The 12600-nt window shown below is 70.6% G+C and carries 3 protein-coding genes (1 of these 3 only partly in view); all 3 read right to left on the bottom strand.

The features are described from left to right. Tightly spaced (each overlapping or abutting the next), the 3 genes in view from ABZ738_RS21025 to ABZ738_RS21035 form a layout consistent with a single transcriptional unit that may run on beyond the window. On the bottom strand, positions 1-1375 hold the beginning of the coding sequence (locus tag ABZ738_RS21025; protein ID WP_357215558.1) for an SDR family oxidoreductase. It extends 3218 nt beyond the left edge of the window; only the first 1375 of its 4593 coding nucleotides appear in the window; its start codon is at positions 1373-1375; its stop codon lies off the left edge, out of view. Next, the gene (locus ABZ738_RS21030; protein ID WP_176094561.1) at positions 1372-2619 is read right to left on the bottom strand and encodes an ACP S-malonyltransferase; all 1248 of its coding nucleotides are present in this window, start codon (positions 2617-2619) and stop codon (positions 1372-1374) included. Before ABZ738_RS21030 ends, ABZ738_RS21025 begins: the two co-directional genes overlap by 4 nt. Continuing rightward, a complete protein-coding gene (locus tag ABZ738_RS21035) occupies positions 2616-12539 on the bottom strand; it encodes an amino acid adenylation domain-containing protein (protein WP_357215561.1) in 9924 nt (3307 codons plus the stop codon). Before ABZ738_RS21035 ends, ABZ738_RS21030 begins: the two co-directional genes overlap by 4 nt. Between the last annotated feature and the right edge of the window lie 61 nt (positions 12540-12600).

Genomic DNA, 12600 nt, shown 5'->3' on the forward strand with positions numbered 1-12600 from the left:
TCAGCCCGAAGCTGTTGATGCCGGCGAACAACGTCTCCTGGTCGTCGTCGGCCCAGGCCACCGTCCGGTCGTTGACGAACACGGGCGTCTGCGCGAACGCGATGTTCGGGTTCGGCTCCTCGAAGTGCAGGCTCGCCGGCAGGACCCGGTGCTTGAGCGACAGGACGAGTTTGGCCAGCCCCGCGAGGCCGGAGGCGTTGTCCATGTGGCCGATGTACGTCTTGACCGTGCCGATGCCGCAGAACTGCTTGCGGTCGGTCTGCCGGGAGAATGCCCGCTGGATGCCGCTGACCTCGACGGGGTCACCGAGCCTGGTGGCGGTGCCGTGCGCCTCGATGAAGCTGATCTGCTCGGCCCGGACCCCGGAGTCGGCGAGTGCCTCGGTGATGAGGTCGGCCTGCGCGTCGGCGTTGGGCGCGGTGATGCCGTTGGAGGCCCCGTCCTGGTTCACCGCGCCGCCCATGATGACGGCGTGGATGTTGTCGCCGTCGCGCCGCGCCCGGTCCAGCGACTTGAGCACGAAGACGACGCAGCCCTCGGCGGCGCTGGTGCCGTCGCTCCTGCGGTCGAAGGTCCGGGTACGCCGGTCCTCGGAGAGCGTGTCCTGGATGTCCTTGATGCCGATGCCGGACTCGTCGTCGGCGTCGACCGGGAGCAGGTCGGTCTTGACCGCGCCGACGATCGCCATCGAGCACTCGCCGCTCTGGATCGCGCGGTACGCCGTGTACACGGCCACCAATCCCGACGAGCAGGCCGTGTCGACCAGCAGCGACGGTCCCCGCAGGTCCAGCAGGTAGGCGATCCGGCTGGCGATCATCGACCGGATGTTGCCGGCGACCGCGATCTCGGGCGCCCCCGGGCTGACCGCCTGGATCATCGCCCGGTAGTCCTCGCCGAAGTCGGCCGACATGCCCGCGTAGACGCCGACCTTCCGGCCGCCGATGTCCTTGTTCAGGTAACCGGCGTCCTCCAGCGCGGCCCAGGCGGTCTCCAGGAAGATCCGCTGGTTCGGGTCGATCGACTTGGCCTCCTGCCGGGACAGCGAGAAGAACCGGTAGTCGAACTCGGACACGCTGGGCAGCCGGGTGCCGCCGGAGTAGCGCTCGGCCGCGATCGGCAGCCGGACGCCCCGCGCGGCGAGGTAGGCGTCGACGTCGGCCCGTCGGGCTTCCGGCAGGTCCCGGTATCCTTCCTCGCCGCGCAGCAGCGTCGACCAGAACGCGTCGAGGTTCTCCGCCTCGCCGACCCGGCCGCTCATCCCGATGATGGCGACTGGCTCGGCCTTCCGCCGTGGACTGGAGCGCGTGACGGGGACGTCGGCGTCGTCCGGGGGCCCCGTCAGGTCCAGGTCGTCAAGATCGAGCAGGGAACTCATGTGGCGAGCGCCCCCGCGTTCGTCCGGAGGCCGACCTCACGAGTCCGGGACACGATCGACTCGACCCGGTCCCGCTGCTCGGCCTCGGGGACCCGCTTCGTTCCCATGATGGTGAGCAGCAGGTCCAACGCGGTCTGCTTCTGCCGGTCGGAGAGCGACTCCTGGTCGAGCTTGCTGAGCTCCTGGAGCTTGCGGTACGACACGACGACGCCGTTGTGGTACTCGTCGGCGTCGAAGTTCCGGTTGCGGGTGGCCGCCGCAGCTCCCAGGCAGAGCCCGACCAGCCCCGGCTCGCGCTTCTTCAGCTCGACGAGCTGGTCGAGCACCGCGCCGACCCGCTCGGGCTCCTCGTCCAGGTTGTACACCTCGCCCGAGCCGACGGCACCGGTGAGCATCTTCTTCAGCACCTGCTTCGGCCCGACCTCGATCCAGACCGCCGCCTTGCGCTCCACCAGGGACGCCATGATGTCGCTCCACCGCACCGGGCTGGTCAGCTGGACGGCCAGCGCCTCCCGGATGGCCTCGGCGCTCTCGTACACCTCGCCGGTCACGTTGCTGTAGACCGGGACGGCGGGTTCCGCGAACGTGATCTCGTCCAGCGCCCTGGTGTACTCGGGCAGCGCGGCGGCCATGTACGTGCTGTGGAACGCGCCGGCGACGTTGAGTTTGATCACCCGCGCCCCACGGTCCTCCAGGTGGGCGGTCACGCCCAACAGGTCGTCCAGGCTGCCCGACAGCACGGTCTGGGTCTCGCCGTTGTAGTTGGCGACCTGCACGTCGTGACCCGCCGCGTTGAAGTCCCCGACGCACTTCTCCACGTCGGCGGCCGGCATCCGCACCACGGCGATCATCCCGGTGCCGCTGCCCGCAGCACAGCTCTCCATCGCCTCACCGCGCGCCTTGACCAGGCGTACCGCGTCCTCGAACGTCAGCGCGCCCGCCGCGAGCAACGCGGTGATCTCCCCCAGGCTGTGGCCGGTCAGGTACGAGACCGGCACCCTGCGCCCGGCGGCCATCACCTCGTACATCGAGTAGCTGAGCACCAGCAACGCGACCTGCGCGTGCCGGGTCCTGGTCACCTCGGCGGGCGGTGCGGTGAAGCACAGGTCGGCCAGCGAGTACCCGACGATGTCCGACGCCTGCCCGAAGCGGTCCCGCACGCTCTCGTGCTCGTCGAACCACTTCCTGCCCATGCCCGCGAACTGGGAGCCCTGCCCCGGAAACACGATCACGAGATCCTTCATGACTGCACCTTCTCCTTCGAGGCGGGCCGGCCCAGGACTGCGAGGACTTTCAGGTGGCCGCCCATCACCTGCTCGACCCGCGTGGAGTCCACCTCGCGGGCGTGGTCGATCTGGACCGCGACGGGGTCGGCCAGGACGTCGATCGCGTACCCGATGTCGAAGTGGCGGAGGACGTCCACCTCCTCCCACTGCCGGGCGCTGCCGCACGCCACGGAGACGGTGCGGTCGACACCCCGGCAGGCGACGAAGCGGTGCAGGTCGAGCCGGTCGTTGTGGTCGCGCTGCCGCCGGTAGTCGTCCAGCACGTCGGCCAGATCGGTCTTGCCGGCGAAGTCGAACCGCACCACGGTCACCCGGGCGTCGTCGTCCAGGACGCACAGCGAGATGTCATCCGTGCCGACGAGCTTGTGCAGGGCGACGGCGAACGCGACGTGGGCCAGATCCTCCGGCTCCCGCGCTCCGCTGCGCCGCAGCCGCCGCAACGTCGCCCTGGTCCGCGCGGGCAGCGCGGCCTCGACCCGGCCGTCGGCGGTGGCGTCGTGCGTGAACCACGATTCGGGCAGGCGTACCCCGAAACCGGTCAGCAGCGCGTCGGAGTCCTGCCCGGCGAGCCGGGACTCCAGGAGCTTGCGGAGCTTGCCGATCGTCGGGTTCGCGAACAGGTCGCTCACGTCGAGCATGCCCGGGAACTGCCGGTGCAGTTCCTCCAGCAGCAGGACCAGACTGAACGAGTTGCCGCCGAGGTCGAAGAAGCTCTCGTCGGCGCCGATCGGAATGTCACCGAGGACCGTGCGCCAGGCCGTGACCAACTCCTGGGCGACGCCGACACCGCGCTCCTCGGAACGCCCCGGCTCCACCGGCGGGCCGGCGTCGGCCTGCGCCGCCAACGCCGTGCGGTCGACCTTGCCGCTCGTGGTCATGGGGATGTCCGACACCACGGCCAGGGTCGCCGGGACCATGTAGTCGGTCAGCCGCTCGGTCAGCCAGTTCCGCAGCGCCTCCGGTGCCAGGTAACCGCCCTCGCGTACCTGGTAGAACGCGCGGATGACCTGGCTGCCACTCGGCAACTCCTGGACGATCACCGCCGCGCCGGTCACCATCTCGTGCCCGGTGATGGCCAGCTCGATCTCACCCAACTCGACCCGGTAGCCCCGGATCTTGACCTGGTCGTCCACCCGACCCAGGCAGTGGAGCTCGCCGTCCTGCCACCGCGCGCGGTCGCCGCTGAGATAGATCCTGCCGTCACCGAACGGGTTCGCAAGGAACCGCTCGCGGGTCAACTCGGGCCGGTGCAGATACCCGGGCGACACACCGAGCCCGCCGATCCACAGGTTCCCGGTCACTCCCTCCGGCACCAGCCGGAGGTTGTCGTCCAGCACGTACATCGTGGTGTTGGCGATCGGGACGCCGATGGTGACCGTGGCGTCGTCCCCGGTGAGGTCCTTGACGCTGGACCAGATACAGGTCTCGGTCGGGCCGTAGACGTTGTGAACACCCAGCGACCGGTGCTCCCGCAACCGGGGCAGCAGGTCCTCCGGGAACGCCTCACCGCCGACGACGAGCTTGTCCAGCCGCGCCAGCGTGGCGCGGGCCGCCTCGGGGTCGGCGCAGAGCAGACGCAACCGGGTCGGCGTCATCTGGAGGTACTCGACACCGTTGGCCGCGACGAACTCGGCGATGTCCGCCGGCGTACGGACCTCCGACTCACCGGCCACCACCACCGTGCCGCCGCTGGTGAGGGTCAACAGCGTCTCCAGCAGGTGGATGTCGAACGACGGGGTGGTGAGGCAGCCCACCACCTTCCGGTCCGCCCATCCGAGCGCCTCGGGCATCCCGACGAGGAAGTTCGCCAACGACCCGTTCGTGACCGCGACGCCCTTGGGCGTTCCGGTCGACCCGGACGTGAAGATCACGTACGCGAGGTCGTCCGGCCCGCCCGGCGACCCGACCGGCGGCGTCGGACCGGCCGGGATGTCCGCCGGTAGATGCAGCGCACGGTCACCGAGTCCCACCGCGCCGGCCAGTTCCTCGGCGCAGACGACCCTCGTGGGCTCGGCCGTGTCGATCACGAGTCGGAGCCGCTTCGCCGGGTCCTTGACGTCCATCGGAAGCCACGCGGCACCGATGCGGTTGACCGCGAGCATCAGCGTGACCAGTTCGGGCGTCGGCGGCAGCAGCAGCCCGACCAGGTCGCCCTGACCGAGGCCGTGCTCATGCAGCAGACCGGCGTACCGGTTCACCCGCTCGGCGAGCTCGGCGTAGCTGACCTCCTCGCCACGGAACCGGAGCGCGGCCCGCTCCGCGTGCTCGCGGACCGCCGTGTCGAACGCCTCGGCAAGGGTCGGCAGGTCCACCACGACCGGTCCGGTGCCCATGGTCAACAGTCGGTCCCGCGTCTCGTCGTCCAACCGGGACAGTTCCCCGAGCGTCTGGTCCGGCTCCCGGACGACCTGGGCGATCAGGTGCACGAACTGCTCGGCCAACTCGGTCATCCGCCGCTCGCCGTACACGCTGGAGAAGTTCAGGTCGCCGAAAAGGCCACCGTCGCGTTCGGTGAGCTCCAGGGCGAGCGCGAACATCGAGCGGGGCACCCCGAAGTCCTCCGACGTGGCGCTCACGTCACCGAACCGCCGCACGCGCTCGCGGGCGTTGGTGAAGGTGAACATCACGTCGAACAGGGCGTTGCGTCCGAAGTCCCGGTCGAGGTCCAACTCCTGGACCAGCACGTCGTAGGAGTAGGGCGAATGCTCGACGGCGGCGAGGCTGGTGTCGCGCACCGCGTGGAGCAGGTCCGGCAGACGGGCGTCCGAGGCGGTACGGACACGCAGCGGCAGCGACTGGGCGAACATGCCGACGGTGTCGTCGTACGTGCCGATGATCCGCTGGTCCAGGGGGACGCCCACGCACAGGTCCTCGGTGTCGGCGGCGTTGGCCAGCAGCACCGACCACAGCGACAGATAGAAGATGAACGGGGTGGTGCGGTGCCGCTCGATGACCGCCTTCGCCGCCTGGTGCAGCGCGTCGTCGATGCGGAAGTAGTGGTGCGTCCCGTGGAAGTCGTTGACCAGCGGGTACGGGGAGTCGGTCGGCAGGCTCAGCGGCGGCGGGACGGTCTCGAACTCGCGCAGCCACCATCGCCGGTGTTCCTGGTAGGAGGCCAGGCCGACGGAGCGGGCCTGCTGCCGCACGAACGCCGGGTAGCCGTCGGACCGCACCGGGCTCAGCTCACCGCGCCCGAGGTGCTCGGCGAGGTCGTTGAGGAGGATGTCGATCGACCCGCCGTCGGCGATGATGTGGTGCAGCGAGAGCAGCAGGTGGTGGACGCCGTCCTCGTCGATGACGATCCCGTAACGCCACAGCGGCGGCGTCGCCAGGTCGAACGGCCGGTTCATCACCGCGACGACGTCCTCGGCGCGCAGTCCGGGCTCGCGCGTGTGGTCGAAGAGGTGGAACTCCGGGGTGACCTCCGCCGCGACGCGGGCCTTGATGTCGGTCGCGTCGATCTCGTAGTAGCCGCGCAGCTTCTCGTGCTTGTCGGCGATCGCCCGGAACGCCTCGGCGAGCCGCTCCCGGTCGGGGGCGCCGTCGAAACGCAGGCCGGCCAGGATCTGGTACGCCTCGTTACCGCCGCGCATCCGCGACAGCACGTAGACCCGCTTCTCCTGCTCGGACACCGCCGTGGGGTCGAGCGGCGTGAGATCGGTGCCCCGGGGCGCGCCGACGGGCAGGCCACGCGGCGCGGTCGACGTCGACCGCCGGAAGTCGAACCCCCCACCGCGCAGCGCCTCGACGCTGGCGCGGATGGCCTCGAAGATGCGGTCCTGATGCTCGCGGGTGTGCGCCAGCGAGAAGTAGGCGGTCCTGCGTTCCCACACGTAGACGCCGTGGAACACCAGGAGCTTGAAGAACAGGTTCAGCGTCAACGACATGTGCCCCATGTCGCGCGGCACGACCGTCTCGTACTTGTACAGCGACGCGAAGTGCGTCACCTTCAGGGGCACCTCCTCCGCGTCGAAGTAGTCGTTCACACGACGGGCGAAGTCGGCGGTGAGCCGGTTGACGGCGGGGAGTGCGGTGGCGCCGTGCTCGCGCAGATAGGACAGCACGGCCCGGCACGCGGCCATCGTCAACGGGTGCTTGCAGAAGGTCCCGGCGAAGAACGTCGTGGGGACCGCCGGCTTGGAGTCGTCCACGTCCGACCACGCGCCGCCGTCGACGGCGTCGAGGTACCTGCTGCGGCCCGCGATGATGCCGATCGGCATACCGCCTCCGACGAGCTTGCCGTAGAGCGACATGTCCGACTCGACGCCGAAGTGCTCCTGCGCGCCGCCCAGCGCGATCCGGAAGCCCACGATCATCTCGTCGAAGATCAGCGCGATGCCGTTCTCGGTGCAGATCTCGCGCAGCTCCCGCAGGAACTCGGTGGGCTGCAACGTCGGGTTGCGCGACTGGACCGGCTCGACCAGCACGGCGGCCAGCTCGGAGCCGTGCCGCCGGATACGGTCCAGCGATTCGGCGCTGCCATAGGTGAGCACGATCGTGTCGTCGACCGCCGACTGCGGAATACCGATCGAGGTGGGAATGCTCTCCTCGCCGTCGGCCTCGGCCAGCACCGCGTCGTAGCTGCCGTGGAACGAGGTGAGGAACCTGACCACCTTGTCCCGGCCGCTGACGGCCCGGGCCAGGCGCACCGACACCATCACGGCCTCGGTACCGGTGTTGCAGAACGCGACCCGCTCCGCGCCGGTCATCTCGTGGACCAGTGCCGCGACCTCACCCGCCACCATGTTCTGCGGGCCGAGCTCGTAGCCCCGGTCGAGCTGGTCCCGCATCGCGTCGAGGATGAAGTCGGGCTGGTGGCCGAAGAAGTGCACGCCGTAACCCATCGCGGTGTCGACGTACTCGTTGCCGTCCACGTCCCAGAACGTCGCCCCGCGCGACCGGGCCGACACGACCGGGTAGACCGTCTCCTTGATACTCGGGTTGAAGTTCAGCGAGGCGATCCAGTCCGCCAACACCTCGCGGTGCTGCCCGGCATACACCTTGGAGGTGGGTGTCCTCGCGGTGTACCGCGCCACGAAGTCGCGGATGAACGCGCTCTGCTCGTCGGTGAGCCGGTCCTGACTGAGCTCGATGTTGTTGCTGTACGAGCCGACCTTGCGGGAGACGGGCGTCGCGCGGCGTGCCGTCGTCTCCGGGACGACCGGCGTCGGCGTCGGCGTGCCGGAGGGCACCCCCGACAGCACGGCCAGCTGCTGCTGCATGATCTCCAGCTGCTGCCGGATGAGGTCCTCGACTCCGCGCGCCGGTGTGCCGGCCGGGTCGAGTCGACCGCGGATCTCGGCCGGCGGCGCGGCGGCGGCCCGCGGTTCCGGAAGCGCGACGGCCACGGGCTCCGCCGACGGCACCGGCGTCACCTCGGCGGGCCGCTGTTCGAGAACGAAGTCGGCCAGCAGACCCGGCGTGTAGAGGGACTCGAAGAACGCCTTGATCGGGATCTCGACGGTGTACTCGGCCTCGACGCGCTTGCCCAACTGGACGAGCATCAGGGAGTCGACTCCCAGCGCGAACAGGTGCACCGACTCGTCGATCGCGTCGACGCCGACCCCGGTGACCTGGCTGACGCACTGCTTGACGAACGTGAGGACGGGTCCTCGATCGGCCATCCGCTGGACACCGGTCCTTTCCGGTTCGGCGACGGCGGGCCGCGCCACGGCGATGGGGTCTCCGGCGCGGTCGGAATACCAGATCCGCTGCCGGTCGAAGGGCGTACGCGGCAGGTCGCGGACGAGGCCGCCCGCCGCGCCGGGCAGCCGACCGAACTCCAGCGACCGGCCCAGCCGCCACAGCTCACCCGCGCTCTCGAGCAGCTGCCGACAATCGGAGCGCCCCTTGCGCAGGCTCGGAACGACGATGGCGGCGTCCGCGAACTCCTGCGCGATCAGACCGCCGACCGTGGCCGTCGCGCCGATCTCGACGAAGACCCGCGAGCCGCGCGCGATCGCGACCCCGACGGCCGCCTGGAACAGGACCGGCTCGACGAGGTGCCGGCTCCAGTACGACGCGTCGATCGGCGCGTCCGCCGTGACCGGCCCACCGGTGCGCGTCGAGATCCACGGGATGGCCGGATGCTCGAACTCGTGGTGCCGGATCTGCGCGTACAGGTCGTCGGCGGCCTGAGCCATCCGCACCGAGTGGTACGGGTGTGAGACGTCCAGGCGCTCGGTGAAGATCCGCTGTCTGCGGGCGGCCCTCAACACCTCGGCCATGCTCTCGGCGGACCCGGCGACGGTGGTGTTCTCGGCAGCGTTGACGGCGGCGACGGAGACGTCGGGATAGTCGGTCAGCAGCTGCTCCGCCCGCTCCCGGGAGCACAGCAGCGTCGCCATGGAGCCGTCGCCGGTCGAGGCCGCCACGACCCGCGCCCGGCGGGTCACCAGGTCGACCGCCTGCGTGAGACTCATGACGGAGGCGAAGCAGGCGGCCGTGTACTCGCCGATGCTGTGGCCGATCACAGCCGACGGCGTGACGCCGAGCGCCTGCCAGTACCGCGCGAGCGCCAACCCGACCGCGAAGATCATGGGCTGGGTGTGCCGCGGCGACTGGAACGACGCCTCGTCGTCACCGAACATCGCCTCGATCGGGGAGACGTCGCCGAGCCGCCGGAACACCCGGTCGATCTCGTCCAACTCGCGCCGGAACAGGTCGGCGTGCTGGTACAGCTCCCGCGCCATGCCCGGGTACTGCGTACCCTGGCCGGAGAAGACGAAGACCTGTCCCGGGTCCGCCTGGTCACGCACGCCCCCGTCGGCCAGCACCGCCTCGACCGCACCCGGGATGTCGGTGACGGCGTCGCAGACCAGTGCCGCCCGGTGTCGCAGACCCGCCCGCCGCGTGCCCAGCGTGTGCGCGATGTCGGCGAGGTCGGCGGTCGTGTCAGCACTCCACTCGCCGAGGGTCCGCAGGGCGGCGCGCAGCGCCGCGTCCGACTTCGCCGAGACGGGCAGCAGGCGCGGCAGACCGGGCGTCGACGACGTGCGGCGCGACGTCGGCTCGTACTCCTCCACGATGATGTGGGCGTTGCTGCCGCTGATGCCGAAGGAGCTGATCCCGGCACGCCGCCGGCCGCCGGCCGGCTGCCACGCGATCTCGTCCGCCACCACCTCGATCGGGACGGCGTCCCAGTCGATCAGGCGGTTGCCCTCGCGAAAGTGCAGGGTGGCCGGAAGGCGGCCGTGCTGCATCGACACGATCACCTTGCACAGCGCCGCCATACCCGCCGCGGACTCCAGGTGCCCGAGGTTGGACTTGACGCTGCCGACGCGCAGTTTGCCGCTCCGGCCGGCGAAGACCCGGGCCAGGGCGTTGAGCTCCTGCGGATCGCCGATCGGTGTGCCCGAGCCGTGGGCCTCGACGTAGGAGACGTCCTCGATCCCGACGCCCGCCTCGGCCATCGCGGCCTCGACCACCCGTTGCTGGGCGGCCCCGCTCGGGACGGTGAACCCACCGCCCTGGCCGTTGTGGTTGATCGCCGACCCGCTGATCACGGCCAGGATGTCGTCACCGTCGCGTTCGGCGTCGGACAGCCGTTTGAGGATGACGACCGTTCCGCCCTCACTGCGGATGTAGCCGTCGGCCCCGTCGTCGAAGCTGCGACACCGCCCGGTCGGGGACAGCGCCTGTAGGCGCGACCACGACACGTGCCCCTCGGGGCTGAGGATCAGGTTCACCGCCGCAGCGACGACCATGTCGCAGCCGCCCTGCCGCAGTTCCCGTCCGGCCTGGTGCAGCGCGTACAGCGAGGAGGCGCAGGCCGCGTCGATCGCCTGGCTGGGACCGTCGAAGCCGTAGCTGTAGGAGATCCGCCCGGCCGCCGAGTTGGCCATGTTCCCGGTGTAGGTGTACCGCTCCGCCGGGTGCCCGAGGTTCTTGCCGACCTGGGCGTAGTCGTTGTTGTAGATACCGACGAACACGCCGACGCGCCGGTCCCGCCCCGCCGTCACCGGGTTCAACCCGGCGTCTTCGAGCGCCTCCCAGGTCAGTTCCAGCAGCAGGCGCTGCTGCGGGTCGATCGACGCGGCTTCCGCGGGCGAGATGCTGAAGAACAGCGGATCGAACTGGTCCACCTGGTCGAGGTAGCCGCCCTGGGTGGTGGTCACCTCGCTGGTGTCGAGGTCGCTGTGCGACCACCGGTCGGCGGGTACCTCCCGCACCACGTCGACCTTGCCGCTCAACGTCTCCCAGAGCTGGTGCCGGGTGCCGATCCCGCCGGGGAGCCGGAACGCCATGCCGACCACCGCGACGGGCTCCGCGGAGTACGACCCCGTCGACGCCGGGGCGGCGGCGCGCGCCTCGGCCGGTGCGCGTCCCCGCTCGACCCGGCGGGTCAGCTCGTCGGTGAGCGCGTGCGCGGTGGGATGGTCGATGATGAACGTGCTCTCCAGCGAGACACCGAGTTCCCTGGCCAGCCCGCTCTGGAGCTCGATCAGCTGCACCGACGTGCAGCCCAGCTCGAACAGGCTCCTGGTGTGGTCGTCCTGGGCCAGTTCCGGGCCGATACCGAGCACGCCCGCGACCTGTGTGGACACCAGGCTTGCCACCGACCGGACCGGTGCGACGTCCGCGCCGGCTCCGGCCGATCCGGGCAGGTCCAGGTCGGGCAGGTCGATCGGCCGGCCGCGCCCGGCGAACACCGGCTCCCAGTTCACCGCGAGACCCTGGACGTGCGCCTCGGCGAGCGAGGCCAGGAAGTGATCCATGCGCTGCCCGTCGCGACGCAGGGAGTGGAGTACCGGCACCGCCGTGCCGACGGCTTCCACGGTCTGCCGCATGGCCAGGGTCAGCACCGGGTGTGCGCTGAGCTCGACAAAAGCCTGATAGCCGTCGGCCAGCATGGCCCTCGTGGCGCTCTCGAAGAGCATCGGTCGACGCAGGTTGTGATACCAGTACTGCGCGTCCAGCCCGGCGGTGTCGAAGGCCCCACCCGTCATGCCGGAGTAGAACGGAATGTCCGAGGTGCGCGGGCTGATCGAGGCGAGCGAGGTCAGCACGGTGTCCCGCACCTCCTCGACGCGCGGCGAGTGCGCGGCCAGCGGCACGGATGTCACGTGCGCGTAGACGCCTGCGGCGCGCAACTGCTCGGCGGCGAGCGCGAGAACCGCGCTGTCACCGGAGACCACCACCGTGCGGGGTGCCATCAGGCCGGAGACGTCGACGTCGTGACCGTGCTCGGCGAACCACGAGGTCACCTCGTGCACCGGCAACGCCACCACGGCCATCCCGCCTCGGCCGGCCAGCGTCGACTGGGCCCGGCTCCACAGCACGGCGGTCCTCGCGGCGTCGTCCAGCGACAGTGCCCCGGACACGCAGGCGGCGGCAGCCTCGCCGATGCTGTGCGCCACGACCGCCTGTGGCTCGACACCGTGCGAACGCCACAACTCGGCGAGCGCGACCATGATCGAGAACAGCACCGGCTGCACGACGTCGGTCTGCTGGTACAGGTCCGTGGAGTCCGACCTCAGCACGTCGACCAGCGACCAGTCCACGTGCGGTGCGAGCGCGTCGGCGCAGTCCCCGATGCGCCGGGCGAACACCGGCGCGGAGTCGAGCAGCTCTGCCGCCATACCCGGCCAGATCGCGCCCTGGCCGGGGAAGACGAACGCCGGGCGGGTCACGTCCGCCGCCGTCGCCCGCGCCACGTGCGGACTCGGCCGCCCCTGGGCGAGCAGCCGTACCGCCGTCACGAGGCTGTCGCCGCCGCCCAGCAGCACGGCCCGGTGCGCCTGTGACGGGCGGGCCGCCAGCGTGCGCCCCACGTCCCAGGGGTCGGCGGCGCACTCCTCGACGAGGTCACGCAACCGCCCGGCGACATCGCGCAGCGCCTGCTCGTTCGGCGTACTGAGGATCCAGGGAATGGTCACCGGTGCCTCACCACCCAGCCACCGGGGGTGCTTGCCATGACGGTCTCCAGGGTGTTCGCGG

The sequence above is a fragment of the Micromonospora sp. NPDC047793 genome (assembly GCF_040642635.1).
Lineage (GTDB): Bacteria > Actinomycetota > Actinomycetes > Mycobacteriales > Micromonosporaceae > Micromonospora.